Source organism: Streptomyces sp. MS19, from assembly GCF_047200595.1.
In the GTDB taxonomy this organism is placed as follows: Bacteria; Actinomycetota; Actinomycetes; order Streptomycetales; family Streptomycetaceae; genus Streptomyces.
Map to the genome: position 1 here is coordinate 14,468 of NZ_JBJZOH010000050.1, position 14,247 is coordinate 28,714.

16 protein-coding genes are annotated in these 14,247 nt (G+C 74.4%); 9 read left to right on the forward strand and 7 right to left on the reverse strand.

Annotated elements, in window-relative coordinates:
- The first annotated feature begins 76 nt into the window (after nucleotides 1–76).
- From ACL02R_RS27530 to ACL02R_RS27545, 4 genes are all read left to right on the forward strand, one after another.
- Nucleotides 77–265: a hypothetical protein gene (locus tag ACL02R_RS27530; RefSeq protein WP_412799666.1), complete on the forward strand. Its 189-nt coding sequence runs from the start codon at nucleotides 77–79 to the stop codon at nucleotides 263–265.
- Nucleotides 266–505: 240 nt separating this feature from the next.
- Nucleotides 506–1,066, forward strand: coding sequence for an SRPBCC family protein (locus ACL02R_RS27535; protein WP_412799667.1), 561 nt, complete (start codon nucleotides 506–508; stop codon nucleotides 1,064–1,066).
- Nucleotides 1,063–1,386, forward strand: coding sequence for a YciI family protein (locus tag ACL02R_RS27540; RefSeq protein ID WP_412799668.1), 324 nt, complete (start codon nucleotides 1,063–1,065; stop codon nucleotides 1,384–1,386). The genes ACL02R_RS27535 and ACL02R_RS27540 overlap by 4 nt, the downstream gene beginning before the upstream one ends.
- Nucleotides 1,383–2,711 (forward strand): RNA polymerase sigma factor, encoded by a 1,329-nt coding sequence (locus ACL02R_RS27545; protein ID WP_412799669.1) that lies wholly within the window; start codon nucleotides 1,383–1,385, stop codon nucleotides 2,709–2,711. The genes ACL02R_RS27540 and ACL02R_RS27545 overlap by 4 nt, the downstream gene beginning before the upstream one ends.
- Before the next feature lie 34 nt (nucleotides 2,712–2,745).
- Here the strand turns inward: ACL02R_RS27545 and ACL02R_RS27550 are convergent, their stop codons facing one another.
- The 5 genes from ACL02R_RS27550 to ACL02R_RS27570 all read right to left on the reverse strand — a co-directional run bounded on the left by ACL02R_RS27550 (nucleotide 2,746) and on the right by ACL02R_RS27570 (nucleotide 6,293).
- Nucleotides 2,746–3,576, reverse strand: a complete 831-nt coding sequence (locus ACL02R_RS27550; protein ID WP_412799670.1) for a DUF1206 domain-containing protein — start codon at nucleotides 3,574–3,576, stop codon at nucleotides 2,746–2,748.
- Nucleotides 3,577–3,848: 272 nt separating this feature from the next.
- Entirely contained in the window at nucleotides 3,849–4,442 is a 594-nt protein-coding gene (locus tag ACL02R_RS27555; RefSeq protein ID WP_412799671.1) for a Dps family protein, read from the reverse strand.
- A gap of 49 nt (nucleotides 4,443–4,491) precedes the next feature.
- The gene (locus tag ACL02R_RS27560) at nucleotides 4,492–4,992 is read right to left on the reverse strand and encodes a GNAT family N-acetyltransferase (protein WP_412799672.1); all 501 of its coding nucleotides are present in this window, start codon (nucleotides 4,990–4,992) and stop codon (nucleotides 4,492–4,494) included.
- 95 nt (nucleotides 4,993–5,087) lie between these two features.
- Nucleotides 5,088–5,351 (reverse strand): GlsB/YeaQ/YmgE family stress response membrane protein, encoded by a 264-nt coding sequence (locus tag ACL02R_RS27565; protein ID WP_362967971.1) that lies wholly within the window; start codon nucleotides 5,349–5,351, stop codon nucleotides 5,088–5,090.
- A 75-nt stretch (nucleotides 5,352–5,426) separates the two neighbouring features.
- Complete coding sequence (locus tag ACL02R_RS27570) at nucleotides 5,427–6,293, reverse strand: MOSC domain-containing protein (RefSeq protein WP_412799673.1); 867 nt, start codon at nucleotides 6,291–6,293, stop codon at nucleotides 5,427–5,429.
- Between the two features lie 29 nt (nucleotides 6,294–6,322).
- On the opposite strand from ACL02R_RS27570, the gene ACL02R_RS27575 reads away from it, so the two are divergent.
- From ACL02R_RS27575 to ACL02R_RS27585, 3 genes are read left to right on the forward strand one after another with little or no spacing between them, the layout of a single operon-like run.
- Entirely contained in the window at nucleotides 6,323–7,099 is a 777-nt protein-coding gene (locus tag ACL02R_RS27575; protein WP_412799674.1) for an SGNH/GDSL hydrolase family protein, read from the forward strand.
- Nucleotides 7,100–7,117: 18 nt separating this feature from the next.
- Nucleotides 7,118–8,548, forward strand: a complete 1,431-nt coding sequence (gene purB / locus ACL02R_RS27580) for an adenylosuccinate lyase (protein ID WP_412799675.1) — start codon at nucleotides 7,118–7,120, stop codon at nucleotides 8,546–8,548.
- 19 nt (nucleotides 8,549–8,567) lie between these two features.
- Nucleotides 8,568–9,740, forward strand: coding sequence for an ROK family transcriptional regulator (locus tag ACL02R_RS27585; RefSeq protein ID WP_412799676.1), 1,173 nt, complete (start codon nucleotides 8,568–8,570; stop codon nucleotides 9,738–9,740).
- Here ACL02R_RS27585 and ACL02R_RS27590 read toward each other — a convergent pair.
- Both ACL02R_RS27590 and sigJ read right to left on the reverse strand, forming a co-directional pair.
- Entirely contained in the window at nucleotides 9,721–10,467 is a 747-nt protein-coding gene (locus ACL02R_RS27590; RefSeq protein ID WP_412799677.1) for a GntR family transcriptional regulator, read from the reverse strand. The two genes, ACL02R_RS27585 and ACL02R_RS27590, sit on opposite strands and share 20 nt — an antisense overlap.
- A 259-nt stretch (nucleotides 10,468–10,726) precedes the next feature.
- Nucleotides 10,727–11,650 carry an RNA polymerase sigma factor SigJ gene (gene sigJ / locus ACL02R_RS27595; protein WP_412799678.1) on the reverse strand — a complete coding sequence of 308 codons (924 nt, stop codon included), beginning with the start codon at nucleotides 11,648–11,650 and terminating at the stop codon, nucleotides 10,727–10,729.
- A gap of 148 nt (nucleotides 11,651–11,798) precedes the next feature.
- Between sigJ and ACL02R_RS27600 the strand changes: the two genes are divergently transcribed.
- Both ACL02R_RS27600 and ACL02R_RS27605 read left to right on the forward strand, forming a co-directional pair.
- Complete coding sequence (locus ACL02R_RS27600; RefSeq protein ID WP_412799679.1) at nucleotides 11,799–12,443, forward strand: N-acetyltransferase family protein; 645 nt, start codon at nucleotides 11,799–11,801, stop codon at nucleotides 12,441–12,443.
- A gap of 106 nt (nucleotides 12,444–12,549) precedes the next feature.
- On the forward strand, nucleotides 12,550–14,238 hold the full coding sequence (locus ACL02R_RS27605; RefSeq protein ID WP_412799680.1) for a DUF885 domain-containing protein: 1,689 nt from the start codon (nucleotides 12,550–12,552) through the stop codon (nucleotides 14,236–14,238).
- Nucleotides 14,239–14,247: the final 9 nt, after the last annotated feature.

Sequence of the window (14,247 nt, forward strand, 5' to 3'; positions counted from 1 at the left end):
ACGCGTACTGGGCGGCCATCGGGATGGCCGGTCCTGCCGGGGTGGACGTGTCCTCGGCATCCACCGGGACGCCGTCGTGCGCCCCGGCGCGGACGGTCCCCGGCTGCTGGCACCGGTCCTGAACACGTTCCTCCGGGCGCTGTCCCGTACCCTGCGCGGTCTCGACGCGGCGGCGGGGACCGCGGTGCGGGTGACCGTGCCGGGCGGCGCGGGCGGGCGGGCGGTGGACGGCCGTCCGGAGGCCGGAGCACGGGGAGCTGCGTGACAGCGGGGAGCGGCCCGCCGCCGAGGTCGTCGTCGAGGTCGTCGCCGACGCGGACACGCTGTGGCGGCCGGCGACGCGCGGGGCCGAACCGCGGGGCGACCGGGCCCTCGGGGAGGCGGTGCCCGGCATCGTCGCGATCGTCCGCTGACGGCGTCGCGCGACGTCCCGAGATTTTTTTCGCGCCACGGTAGAAAACGCGGTCCGCCGTTCGTCGTGGGGGTGATGCGAAAGGAACGCGCCATGCACACGATGCCCGACCTGAACGACCTCCCCGGCCTGGACGACCTGCCGGCCCTGTACGCCGCCGTCACCGGCGCCCGCGTGGACGTCACCGTCACGGTCTCCCTGCCGAGGGACCGCGTCTGGAGGCTGATCACCGATGTCGGCCTGCACGGGGTGTGGAGCCCCGAGTGCTTCCACGCGTCCTGGCTGCCGGACACGCCCCAGCCCGTACGCCCCGGCGCGCGCTTCGCCGCGCGCAACCGCTACCCGGACGGCTCCGAGTCCCAGGTCGTCTGCCAGGTCACCGAGGCCGTCGCGCCGGTCGTCTTCGCCTGGGCGGTGCTCGACGGGCGCGACGACGTGGCGCGGCCGTCCGCGCTGTGGCGCTACGAACTGGGTCCCGCCGACGGCGCGGGCCGCACCGAGGTGCGGCACTCGTTCGTCCACGGTCCCGGAAACAGCGGGGCGCGCGCGGCTGCGCTGCGCGACCCTGCGACACTCGCAGGGCGGCTGGCGGCGCTGCGGCACAACATGGAGCTGTCGCTCGCCGCGATGGCACGGACGGAGGAGTACCGGTGAAGTACCTGCTGATGATCTGCACGGACGAGAACTTCGACGCGCCGTCGGACGAGTTGGACCCGACCGCGTGGGTCGAGGAGATGGACCGCAGAGGCGTCCGGCTGTTCGGCGACGGGCTCAGGCCGTCCGGAGAGGCCACGACGGTGCGGGTGCGCGAGGGCTCGGTGGTGCTCACCGACGGGCCGTTCGCCGAGACGAAGGAGCAGATCGGCGGGATCGACGTCATCGAGTGCGCCGACCTGGACGAGGCGGTCGAGGTGGCCGCGCGGCATCCGATGGCGCGGTTCGGGATGATCGAGGTGAGGCCGTTCTGGTCATGAGTCCCGCCGCCGGGGGGCCGGGGGAAGCGGTCCGCGAGGCCGTCGCCACGGCGTGGGCGGCCGAGTGGAGCCGCGTCGTGGGCGCGCTGATCCGGCTCACGGGCGACTGGGACCTGGCGGAGGAGTCCGCCCAGGACGCCTTCGCCCGTGCTCTGGAACGGTGGCCGTCCGACGGCGTGCCCACCCGCCCCGGCGCCTGGCTCATGACGACCGCGCGCAACCGCGCCATGGACCGCCTGCGCCGGTCCGCCACGGAGGCGGCGAAGCTGCGCGAGGTCGGCGCCGAGTCCGAACGCGCGGGCACGGCGGTGTCCCCCGGCGCCGACGTCGCGGCCCGGGACGGCGGGGACGGCGGCGATGACCTGGTGGACGACCGGCTGCGCCTGATCTTCACCTGCTGCCACCCCGCGCTGTCGCCGGAGGCCCGCGTGGCGCTCACGCTGCGGGCCGTCGCCGGGCTGGGCACGCCGGAGATCGCCCGCGCCTTCCTGGTCCCCGAACGGACGATGGGGCAGCGCCTCTTCCGGGCGAAGAGCAAGATCCGGCACGCGGCCATCCCCTTCCGGGTGCCGCCGCCCGAGGCGCTGCCCGAACGGCTGGACGGCGTGCTGAGCGTCCTGTACCTGCTGTTCAACGAGGGGTACGCCGCCACGGCGGGGCCGGTCGCGGTCAGGGCCGGGCTGACGGCCGAGGCCATCCGGCTGGCGCGCATGGTGGCCGGGCTCCTGCCCGGCGAGCCCGAGACCGGCGGGTTGCTGGCCCTGATGCTGCTTCAGGACGCGCGCGGCGCGGCCCGTACGGACGAGGCCGGGGACTTCGTGCCGCTCGCCGAGCAGGACAGGTCGCGCTGGGACGCGGCCCGCATCGCCGAAGGCGTGTCCGTGCTCGACGCGGCGCTGCGCCTGCGGCGTCCGGGGGCGTACCAGGTGCAGGCGGCCATCGCCGCCTGCCACGCGGCGGCGTCCGAGGCGGCGGACACCGACTGGCCGCAGATCGCGCTGCTGTACGGGCAGCTCGCCCGGTTCACGCCGGGTCCCGTGGTGGAACTGAACCGCGCGGTGGCCGTCGCGATGGCGGAGGGCCCGGCCGCCGGCCTGGCCCTGCTCGCACCGCTCACGGGGCAGGGGGCGCTCGCGGGCTACCACCTGCTGCCGGCCACCCGGGCGGACCTGCTGCGGCGGCTCGGCCGCCACGCCGAGGCGGCGACCGCCTACGGGGAGGCGCTCGCCCTCGCGACATCGGACACCGACCGCCGCTACCTGGCCGCCCGGCTGGCGGCGGCCACGGAGTCGGCGGCCGGTGGCGGCGGGGCCCCGGCGGGCTGACGGCCCGCCGGACGGCGCCCCGCCCGGAGGCCGGTCAGACCTTCCGCCAGCGGGCCAGGGCCAGGGAGAAGGCACCGAACATCGCGAGCCCCACGGCGATCACCACGAGCAGCGCGGGCCCGGCGGGGGTCTCCGTGAAGCTGCGCAGGGTGTCGTCCAGTCCCTTGGTCTTGTCCGGGTCGTAGTCGGCCGCGGCCTGCACGGCGAACACACCGGCGACCGCGAAGGCCGCGCCGCGCGCCACCCCGCCGCCCACACCGAGGACGTCCACCACCTGACGCGTACGGCGCGTCATCTCGCCGCTCTTCAAATGCTTGTGATACTTGCGCATGATCGCGCGGGCCGCGATCACGACGCCCGCCACGGCTATGCCGATCCCCACCGCGCCGACGAGCAACTGCCCGGCGGGCAGGTCGAGGGCGCGCGCGGTGACGTCCTGGGACCGCTGGTCGCTCGACCCGCTGCCGCCCTCGCCCATCGCGAAGGAGAGGACCGTGTACGCGCCGAAGCCGTAGAAGACGAACCGCCCGAACGAGAGCAGGCGCTTGCTCGTCTTCTGCCCGTCGGCCCCGGAAGCGCCGAACAGCGCCTCGGACAGCCGCCACAGCGCCATCCCGACGAGGCCGATACCGACGGCCCAGATGAGGAAGCCGCCCAGCGGCTTCTCCGACAACTCGCGGAGGGCGCCGCCCTGATCGGCCTGCTCCTCCCCCGTGCCGAGAGCTGTCTGGAGCGCCAGCAGCCCGATCAGCATGTAGATGACGCCGCGCGCGACAAGTCCCCAGCGTGCGGCGATGTCCATGGCCGAGCTGTTGGCGGCCCGCCGGGCGCCCGCCCGGCCCCTCACTCCGATTGCTGTGCCCATCGCTCTGCCTCCAGGTCGTGTCCCACTCGGCTGCCCCGGCCTCCCGAGCGGAAACGAGCCCCGGCGGCGCCGCGTTCCCGGCATTACGCATACTCACGCTGGAACACTGATGAAGGCGGCAAACAACATGCAAACGCCTTCGATGGCCATCACACGGTCGATTCCGGTCATCCGCCGGTTACGTCCGGTCTTCCGGACCGTGGGGCGGACGTTCCGGAACACGCGGAAGCCGGGCGCACCCGCGAAAGGGCGCGCCCGGCTTCCGGCGCGTTCTAGGCGCGTACGAGCGGGGTGTCCACCAGGTGCTCGGCGAGGAACCACGACTCCAGCTCGCCCGTCCTGATGACCTCGGAGACGAGCAGGTCGTTCGTGCCGTCGTCGCCCATCTCGTCCGCGCGCTTCGCCGCATCGTGGCAGTCGGTCAGGATCAGCTGGTGCGCCTCCAGCAGGCGCGAGAGCATCACCGGGACCTCCTCGACGCCGTTCGGCGGGCGGGGGATCTTGGTGATCTCCGCCGTGTGCCGCGGGTCGCCGACGGCCACGCCGCCGAGCGTCTGCACACGCTCCGCGATGGTGTCCACCAGCTCCAGCTGCTCCCCCGCGTGCTTGTCGAGCAGCAGGTGGAGCGAGTAGAAGGTCGGGCCGCGCATCAGCCAGTGGTACTTCTTGTACAGGCTGTAGAGGATCTGGCTGTCGCTGAGCACCTGGTTCAGCCGCTGGCAGGAGTACATCCGTGTGTCGTAGGACAGCGACATCGGCAGCTGCCTGACGGTGCCGAACTCCTGGATCACCTCGCCCTGCTGGTGCAGCCACGGCTGGCTGCTGCCGGCCGCTTGGTTCTTGGATACGGACTTGAGCCTTGCCATGGACCGCCTCCTGTGTCTCCCGCCGTGCGCCGCGGACTCTCCCGCCACTCTAGGAACGGGCGGAGTGATCGGCATCCGCGCCGCCGCCGGGCGGGTGGTGGCCGCCGTCCGGCCTCCGGGCCCACCGGATCTCGCCGTCCTGCACGTAGGGGGTCGGCGCGAGGCCCAGGGCCCGTGCGACGGCGGCCGAGGCGTGGTGGTCCGGGTGGATGTGGGCGACGAGGCGGTGGACCGACCGGTCCGCGAGCCAGCCGGCGAGCCCGCGCACGGCCTCGGTGGCGATGCCCCGGCCCTGCCAGGGGGCGCCCACCACCCAGGCGATCTCGGCGACGGGGTCACGGCCCGTGACGACCGGGTAGGTGACGGTGGCCTGCACGGTGCCGGTGAGCCGCCCCTCGTCACGCAGGCCGATCAGCCAGTTGCACCACGCGATCGCCGGATCGGGGGATCCGGCGGCCATGCGCGCGTACCGTGACCGCAGTGCCTCGGGGGTGGGCGGCGCGCCGCCCGTGAACCGGTAGAGGCCGGGGTCCGCGAGGACCCCGGCCATCTCGTCCGCGTGCTCGGCGCGCAGGGGGACCAGGACAAGGCGGTCGGTCCCTATGGGGCCGGGAAGCAGCGGTCCCGGCCGGGGCGCCGGGGTGCTCAGCGGCCGATCTTCGCGCGGGAGACCAGGGAGACGCCGATGGCGGCGAGAGCGATCTGGATCAGCCATTCGACCCAGTCCACACCATCGGTGTCGTTCACGTCGAGTCCCGCCGCGATGGCCGAGCCGATGAGGGCGGCGATGATACCGACGGCGATCGTCCAGAGGATGCCGATGCGCTGGCGTCCGGGCAGTACCAGACGGCCCAGGAGACCGATGATGAGACCGATGACGATCGCGCTGATAATGCCGGAGATTTCCATCATCACACCTTTGGTCCGTTGATCCAGGGGTTCCCTCCGGGTGCCCAGGTCTACGCCCCTCACGCCAGGAACACGTCACGCGGGAACGGCACCCGTGTCGTCCCAGGCCGTGACCCGTATCTCGTCCCCCACCGCGACGCGCCCCGGGCGCACGACGGAGAACTTCGCGCCGAACGACACGCCGCCTCCCCCGCCCGTCCCCGCGCGCGCCTGCCGCCGGTAGCGGGCCAGGGTCCGCAGCGGCTCGGGGCCCGACCTGGCGCCGCTCGCCTGGTCGACCAGGGTGACGGCGCAGCGGACGGCGGCCTTGGTCCAGCCCAGCAGCGCCCCGCCGACGGCCGCCTCGCGCACACGGTCCTCGGTGTAGGGATCCGGCCAGCCGGTCACCACGATGTTGGGCCGGAAGCGGTCCATCGGCAGCGGCGGTCCACCCGAGGCGGCGAGGCGCACGTTGAGGTCGTCGAGGCTGGCGGCCGACAGCAGGTGGACGGCGGAGCTGTCGGCGTAGCCGGAGGTGCCGGGCGTCAGGCCGTCGGTGACTCGGGCGTGGTCCGGTGGGACGCGGACGAGACGGCTCGGGGCGGCCAGCGCCTCCGAGAACCAGGCGGCGGCGTCCGCGCCCTGGTCGACGCCGCCGTACGGCTTCCCGAAGAGGCTGACGGGCCGGACGGGTCCCGCCGCGGTCACGGGGATGTCGAGCGGGTCGAGCCCCGGCGCCTCCAGCGTCAGGCGGTTCCCGTCCTCGCTGACCCGCGGGCGTATCAGGGCCAGCCGGGGGTCGCCGCGCTGGCTGCGGAAGACGCCCGCCGTGTCGGTGACCATGAACGCGCGGTCGTGCGGCGCTCCCGCCGGGCCGAAGTGGGCGGCGCGAACGGTCACTCCCGCACAGCCTTTGATCGGATAGGACGTCACTGCTGCAACACGGGGCACGGCGGCGAGCATACAAGCGCCCTGGCTACGATGATGCGGCCATGGACAGCGCACCGGACTTCCGCAGTTTCGTCGCCCTCGGGGACTCGTTCACCGAGGGCATGTCGGACCTCATGCCGGACGGCACCTACCGGGGCTGGGCCGATCTGCTCGCCCAGCGCTTCGCGCAGCGCCGCGCCGGATTCATGTACGGGAACCTCGCGGTGCGGGGCAAGCTGATGCGGCAGATCGCGGCGGAACAGGTGCCCGCCGCGGCGGCGATGGGCGCGGACCTGGTGACCCTCGTCGGCGGCCTGAACGACGTGCTGCGGCCCCGCTGCGACATCGACCAGGTGTGCGGCCTGCTGCGGCAGTCGGTCGAGCAGCTGGCGCCCGCGTGCAAGCAGCTGGTGCTCATGCGCAGCCCGGCGCGGCGCGGGCCGGTCCTGGAACGCTACCGGGCGCGGCTCGACCGGCTGTTCGCGTACGTCGACGGGCTGGCCGCCGAGCACGGCGCGATCGTCGTGGACCTGTACGCCTCCGCGTCGCTCGGCGACCCCCGGCTGTGGGCCGACGACCGCCTGCACCTGACGGCGGAGGGACACCGCCGGGTGGCGGAGGCCGTGTGGCAGCGGCTGGGGTACGAGAGCGACGTCGTGTGGGACACGCCGCTGCCGGTGGCCCTGCCCCCGCGCTGGTACGCGCGGCGCGCCGCCGACGCGCGGTTCGCCAGGGAGCACCTGCTGCCGTGGATCGGGCGGCGCCTGACCGGCCGGTCCTCCGGGGACGGGCGGGCGCCGAAGCGTCCCGACCTCGCCCCGCCGCTGGGTGAGGAGTAGCCCGTAGAATCCCGTGGCGTGACTGACAAGCCCCGCATTCCGAACGTCCTGGCCGCCCGCTACGCCTCCCTGGACCTGGCCGGGCTCTGGTCCCCCGAGCACAAGGTGGTGCTGGAACGCCGCCTGTGGCTGGCGGTCCTGCGGGCGCTCGACGAGCTGGGCGTCCCGGTGCCCGCGGGCGCGGTCGCGGACTACGAGCGGGTGCTGGAGCGGGTGGACCTCGCGTCGATCGCGGAGCGCGAGCGGGTCACGCGGCACGACGTGAAGGCGCGCATCGAGGAGTTCAACGCACTGGCGGGGCACGAGCAGGTGCACAAGGGCATGACGTCCCGCGACCTGACGGAGAACGTCGAGCAGCTCCAGGTCCGGCTGTCCCTGGAGCTGGTGCGCGACCGCACGGTGGCTCTGCTCGCGCGGCTCGGGCACCTGGCGGCCGAGTACGGCGAGGTGGTGATGGCGGGCCGCTCGCACAACGTCCCGGCGCAGGCCACCACGCTGGGGAAGCGTTTCGCCACGGCGGCCGACGAGCTGCTGGTGGCGTTCGGGCGCCTGGAGGACCTGCTGGCCCGCTACCCGCTGCGCGGAGTGAAGGGCCCGGTCGGCACGTCCCAGGACATGCTGGACCTGCTGGGCGGCGACGAGCGCAAGCTGGCCGAGCTGGAGGGCAGGATCGCGGGCCACCTGGGCTTCGGCCAGGTCCTCACCTCGGTCGGGCAGGTCTACCCGCGCTCGCTGGACTTCGAGGTGACCACGGCGCTGGTGCAGCTGGCCGCCGCGCCGTCGTCGCTGGCCAGGACGATCCGGCTGATGGCCGGGCAGGAGCTGGTCACCGAGGGGTTCCAGCCGGGCCAGGTCGGCTCGTCGGCGATGCCGCACAAGATGAACACCCGGTCGTGTGAACGGGTCAACGGCCTCGCGGTCGTCCTGCGCGGCTACGCGTCGATGACCGGGGAGCTGTCCGGCGACCAGTGGAACGAGGGCGACGTGTCCTGTTCCGTGGTGCGGCGGGTGGCGCTGCCCGACGCGTTCTTCGCGTTCGACGGGCTGGTGGAGACGTTCCTGACGGTGCTGGACGAGTTCGGCGCGTTCCGGCCCGTGGTCGCGCGCGAGCTGGACCGCTACCTGCCGTTCCTCGCCACCACGAAGGTGCTGATGGCCGCGGTGCGCGCCGGTGTCGGCCGGGAGACGGCGCACGAGGCGATCAAGGAGCACGCGGTCGCGTCCGCGCTGGCGCTGCGGGAGGGCGCGGAGCGCAACGAACTGCTCGACCGGCTCGCGGCGGACGAGCGCGTACCGCTCGACCGGGCGGGGCTCGACGCGCTGATGGACGACCGGCTGTCGTTCACCGGCGCGGCGGCCGGGCAGGTCGCGGCGGTGGTGGCGCGGATCGAGGACGTCGTCAAGCGGTATCCGGCGGCGGCGGGCTACCGGCCCGGCGCGATCCTCTGAGCACGGGGACGCGGGCGCCGTGGGCGGCATCGTGGGCGGGGACCCGTCGCTGCTGCGCCGGATCAACTCGGCGGTGGTGCTGCGCGCGCTGCGCGAGGCGGGGCGCACGCCCCGGTCGCTGACCGACCTGGCCGGTGCCACGGGGCTGTCGCGTCCCACCGTCGAGGGCGTGCTCGACGGGCTGGCGCGGTCGGGCCTCGTGGCCGCGTCCGAGGAGCCCGCGGTGGCGGCGGGGACGCGGCGGCTCGGCCGGCCCGCCCGCCGCTTCCGGTTCAGGGCCGAGGCCGGGCACGTGCTCGGCGTCGAGGTGGGGGCGCGGCGGGTGGCCGTCGTGCTGTCCGACCTGGCGGGGCGGCGGCTCGGGACGCTCGTGCGGGAGGTGTCCACGGCCGCGCCCGCCGAGGAGCGGCTCGCGTGCACGGCGCGGACGGCCGCGGAGCTGCTGGAGGGGCACGGCGGTCCGGGGGTCACCCTGCGGGCGGTCGGTGTGGGCAGTCCCGGGATCGTCGGGCCCGACGGCTCGGTGTGCCTGGGCACGGCGCTGCCCGGCTGGACGGGCCTCCCGCTGCGCGAGCGGCTCGGCGAGGCGCTCGGCTGCCCGGTGCAGGTGGAGAACGACGCGAACGCCGCCGTGCTCGCCGAGCGCTGGCTCGGCGCGGCGGTCGGCGCCGACGATGTCGTGATGGTCCTCGCCGGACTCAGCCCGGGGGCCGGCTCGCTGATCGGCGGGCGGCTGCACCGTGGGCACGGCGGGGCTGCCGGGGAGATCGGCGCGCTGCACCTGCTGGGCCGCCAGGCCACGCCGGAGCGGCTGCTGTCGACGTCGGTCGAGCCCCTCGTGCCGCTGGACGAGCAGGCGGTGGCGCGGGTGTTCGCCCGCGCGCGGACCGGGGACGAGGGCGCGGCGCAGGCGGCGGAGCGCTTCCTCGACCGGCTGGTGCACGACGTGGCGGCGCTGGTCCTGGCGCTCGACCCGGAGCTGGTGGTCATCGGCGGCTGGGCCGCCGGGCTCGACTGGGTGGTCGAACCGCTCCGGGCGCGGCTGGAGCGCTACTGCCTGCGGACGCCGCGCGTCGTGGCGTCGGTGCTCGGTGCGGCGGCCGTGCCGCTGGGCGCGCTGCGCCTGGCGCTGGACCGCGTGGAGGAGGAGCTGTTCGCGCTGCCCGAGCGGGTCACTCGCCAGGAACGGTGACGGGCTGCCTGCCGCCGAAGGTGAGGCGGCAGGTGTCGGCGCGGTAGGTCGCCACGGCGGCGGCGACGGTGCGGCCGTCGAGCAGGTAGCGGGTCGTGACGACGAGGACCGGGGCGCCGGGGAGCTGGTCGAGGCGCCTGGCCTCGTCGGCGCCGGCGGAGCCGAGTTCGACGGCGCGGTCCTGGCCGTCCGGGGCGAGGGCGTGGAGCAGGGCGAGCGCGCCGCCGCGTTCGCCGGGCGTGCCCCCGGTGCCCGGCACGTACACGTGCTCGATGGCGACCGTGCGGCCTTGGCTGAGGAGGCTGCGGTGGGCGACGCGCGCGGTGACGCCCGGCTCGGTGCCGAGGAGGCGCGCGACGGCGGGCGGGGGCGGGGCGGTCCCGCCGTCCGCGGTGGTCCAGGTGTCACCGGGGCCGCCGGGCAGTGTCTGGTCGCGCGGGCTGACGTCCACGCCGACGCGGGGCGGGGCGACGGTGGTGCCGATGCCGCGGCGGCGCTGGAGGCGGCCTTCGAGCTCCAGCTGGTCGAGCGCCTGCCTGAGGGTGGCGCGGGCGACGCCGAAACGCGCGGCGAGCGTCCGTTCGTCCGGGAGCGACTGGCCGACGCTGAACTCCGAGTCGAGCGCGGCGGTCAGCACGGTCTTGAGGTGCCAGTACTTGGGCTCGCCGTACCTGCCCGCCTCCGTCCGCCCGTCCGCCTCCGGCCGGCCGAGCTGTGTGGTCCCCACCCTTGCCTCCCGTGATCGTCCCGCCGCCGGCAGGCGGTCATGAACAGGGCGCCACGGGCGCGGGGGCCGATGACGCCATTATGAAAGGTTGTTGCGTATGTGCGGACACTACGGCGGCCCGGGACCTTGGTCAAGACCAATCCGAGGGGTGAGATCGCCGGCGACCGCCCGTATCGTTCCGGTATGCGGGAAGGGAACGGGCGCGCGGGGCGGAGCGCCCGAACGGCCGGGCACCGGCGCGCCGTTGACGCCCCGTCCGTCAGCCCTGCGCGAGGTGCGCGGTCTTCTCCGGGTTGGTGAGGACGAGCACGCGCAGCGCCCGGCCGTCGGCCACCTCCAGCTGGAACACACTGTGCGGACGGCCCGCGCTCGTGACGAGGAGGCCGAAGCCGCCGTTGAGCGCGACGAGTTCGTACGCGGCCGCGGCGGGCGCCTTGCCGCTGATGCCGATGAGGAAGCGGCTGACCTTGTCCGCGCCGGTGATGTCGCGCAGCGGGCCCTGCGCGAGGCCGCCGCTGTCGGTGACGAGCGTGACGTCCGGGGCGAGGCAGGCCAGCAGACCGGCGAGGTTCCCGTCCAGGGCGGCGGCGAGGAAACGCTCGGTCACGTCGCGCTGCGCGGCGGCGTCGACGGCGTAGCGCGGGCGGCGTTCGGCCACGTGCCGCCGCGCGCGGACGGCGAGCTGCCGGACCGCGGCCTCGTCGCGGCCGAGGACCTCCGCGATCTCCGCGTGCGCGAGACCGAACGCCTCGCGCAGCACGAACACCGCGCGCTCCAGCGGCGACAGGGACTCCATGACGACGAGGACGGCGTAGGAGACGGTCTCGTTGAACACGACGCGGTCCGCGCCGTCCGGGGCGGTCGCCGGGGAGGCGACCGCCCGGTCGGTCGGCAGCGGTTCGGGCAGCCAGGAGCCGACGTACGTCTCGCGGCGGGCGGCGAGCTGCCGCATGCGGTCGACGGCGAGCCTGCTGACGACGCGCACCAGGTATGCGCGCGGCTCGCGCACCGCCGCCCGGTCGGCGGACGACCAGCGCAGCCAGCACTCCTGCACGGCGTCCTCGGCGTCCCCGACCCTGCCGAGCATGCGGTAGGCGACGCCGAACAGCAGGGACCTGTGTGTCTCGAAGACGTGCAGCGGGTCCGTTCCGGGACCGGCGCCGCCGGTGCTCTCGTCTGCCACGCGTCCATCTCATCAGAGTGCGCCGGTGCGCCTGTGCGGAGGGGCGGGTGGGGCTGGAGCGAGAGGAACAATTGCCCCCTAAGCCGCCTTTACTCTCCGGTCACAGGCCGTTCGTGATCACGCAATAACCGAGGACGACAGTGCAGGCATGGCAGACTGCGACGCACAGCACAGCTCGATCCGCCTCCCGCGCCGCTCCGCCCCCGACACCATGGGCGGTTACCGGTCGGGCCGGTCCTGTGCGCCGGACACCTGGGGCGGATCGGAACGGCTGGTCACCGACGGCGCGGACGGCACGGCAACCCCTGTGCTGCTGCGGCCGGCCGGTCCGGCCGACATCCCGGCGGCACGGGCGATGCACGCCCGCTGCTCGACCCACACCCTCACCCGGCGTTACACGGGCCCCGCCGGTGACGCGGACCGGTACCTGGGGCACCTGCTGAGCCCGCGCTTCGGCCGGAGCCTTGCGGCGGAGAGCGCCCCGGGCCGCGTGGTCGGCCTCGGCCACCTCCTCTGGGACGACGACGAGGCCGAGATCGCGCTGCTGGTCGAGGACGAGTGGCAGCGGCGTGGCATCGGGCGGGCACTGCTGCGGTCGCTGCTGGCGATCGCCCTGCGCGAACGGCGCGAGATCGTATACACCGTGACGAGGACGTCCGACGCCGCGATGCTCGCCCTGATGCGCGGCACGGGCCTGCCGCTGGAACGGCATGCGGAGGGGGGAACTCTCGTTCTCAGCACCCGGGTCACGGCACCGCCCGTCGCCGCCCTGCCTCTGCCGGCCGGTGGCTGAGCCGGACAGCGCGCGACGGCGGACGGCGGCCCGGCGGGGCATCCGGGCATGTCAGGGGCGGAGAGGGGCGTGACGAACCGGCCCCTTCCGTACCAGGATGGGGGCCATGTCAGAAGATCCCACAACTTGGCTTCCCCGTCGCCTCGCCGACGCGTATGTCGATTCCCTCGTCGAGCTGGACCCCGTGCTCGGCACCTACCTGGGGGTGGCCGCGTCGGCGGACGCGCTGCCGGACTTCTCCCCCGCCGGTGAGGGGGCCGTCGCCGACCTGAAGCGGCGCACCCTCGCCCGGCTCGCCGAGGCCGAGAAGCTCCCCGGCGCGGACGCGGACATCGAGCGCCGCTGCGCCCGCCTGCTGCGCGAGCGGCTGACGGCCGAGCTGGCCGTGCACGACGCCGGGGAGCCGCTGCGCGCGGTGAGCAACATGTTCTCCCCCCTGCACTCGGTGCGCGACGTGTTCACCGTCGCCCCGACCGGGACGGATGAGGACTGGGCGGCCATCGCCCGGCGGCTGCGGGCCGCGCCCGCCGCGCTGGAGGGCTACCGCGCCTCACTCGCGGAGGGGCTGGCGCGCTCGCTGCACGCGGGCCCGCGCCAGGTGGCCACCGTGATCGGGCAGCTGGACGAGTGGATCGGCGACGACGACGGCGGCACGAGCTGGTTCACCGGCTTCGTCGCCGACGGACCTGAGGCCCTGCGCGGAGAGCTGGACGCGGCGGCGCTGACCGCGACCGACGCGCTCGTCGCGCTCCGCGCGTGGCTGCGGGACGTGTACGCGCCCGCCGTCGAGGGCGGCCCCGAGGTCGTCGGCCGTGAGCGCTACGCCCGGTGGGCGCGCTACTGGAACGGCACGGACCTCGACCTGGAGGAGGCGTACGCGTACGGCTGGTCGGAGTTCCACCGGCTGCACGCGGAGATGACCGCCGAGGCGGCGAAGATCCTGCCGGGCGCCACTCCCTGGGAGGCGCTGAAGCACCTGGACACCGCGGGCGAGACGGTGGACATCGCCGACGTCAGGGAGTGGCTCCAGTCCCTGATGGACCGGGCGATCGAGACGCTGGACGGCACGCACTTCGAGCTGGCCGAGCCGGTCAGGCGCGTCGAGTCGATGATCGCGCCCGCGGGCAGCGCGGCGGCCCCGTACTACACGAGCCCGTCGCTGGACTTCTCCCGGCCGGGCCGCACATGGCTGCCGACGCTCGGCGAGACGAAGTTCCCCGTGTACGACCTGGTCTCCACCTGGTACCACGAGGGCGTGCCCGGCCACCACCTCCAGCTCGCGCAGTGGGTGTACGTCGCGGACCGGCTCTCGCGCTACCAGACGACGGTCGGCGGCGTCAGCGCCAACCTGGAGGGCTGGGCGCTGTACGCGGAGCGGCTGATGGACGAGCTGGGGCTGCTGGAGAACGCCGAGCAGCGCATCGGCTACCTGGACTGCCAGATGATGCGCGCGGTCCGCGTGATCATCGACATCGGCATGCACCTGGAGCTGGCGATCCCGGACGACTCGCCGTTCCACCCGGGCGAGACGTGGACCCCTGAGCTGGCGCACGAGTTCTTCGGGCGGCACAGCGGGCGTCCCGCCGACTTCGTGGCCTCCGAGCTGGTGCGCTACCTCGGCATGCCGGGGCAGGCCATCGGCTACAAGCTGGGCGAACGCGCCTGGCTGACGGGCCGCGAGGCGGCGCGCGCGGCGCACGGCGACGCGTTCGACGCCAAGAAGTGGCACATGGCGGCGCTGTCTCAGGGTTCGCTGGGTCTCGACGACCTGGTGGACGAGCTGTCGGCACTCTGACGGAAGGCG

Bases quoted from the DNA above. Each gene is read 5' to 3' on its own strand.
- ACL02R_RS27535 (WP_412799667.1), top strand. From the start codon at position 506: ATGCACACGATGCCCGACCTGAACGACCTCCCCGGCCTGGACGACCTG.
- ACL02R_RS27605 (WP_412799680.1), top strand. From the start codon at position 12,550: ATGTCAGAAGATCCCACAACTTGGCTTCCCCGTCGCCTCGCCGACGCG.
- ACL02R_RS27570 (WP_412799673.1), bottom strand. From the start codon at position 6,293: ATGCTCGCCGCCGTGCCCCGTGTTGCAGCAGTGACGTCCTATCCGATC.
- ACL02R_RS27550 (WP_412799670.1), bottom strand. From the start codon at position 3,576: ATGGGCACAGCAATCGGAGTGAGGGGCCGGGCGGGCGCCCGGCGGGCC.
- ACL02R_RS27575 (WP_412799674.1), top strand. From the start codon at position 6,323: ATGGACAGCGCACCGGACTTCCGCAGTTTCGTCGCCCTCGGGGACTCG.
- ACL02R_RS27555 (WP_412799671.1), bottom strand. From the start codon at position 4,442: ATGGCAAGGCTCAAGTCCGTATCCAAGAACCAAGCGGCCGGCAGCAGC.
- ACL02R_RS27600 (WP_412799679.1), top strand. From the start codon at position 11,799: ATGGCAGACTGCGACGCACAGCACAGCTCGATCCGCCTCCCGCGCCGC.
- ACL02R_RS27565 (WP_362967971.1), bottom strand. From the start codon at position 5,351: ATGGAAATCTCCGGCATTATCAGCGCGATCGTCATCGGTCTCATCATC.
- ACL02R_RS27560 (WP_412799672.1), bottom strand. From the start codon at position 4,992: ATGGCCGGGGTCCTCGCGGACCCCGGCCTCTACCGGTTCACGGGCGGC.
- ACL02R_RS27545 (WP_412799669.1), top strand. From the start codon at position 1,383: ATGAGTCCCGCCGCCGGGGGGCCGGGGGAAGCGGTCCGCGAGGCCGTC.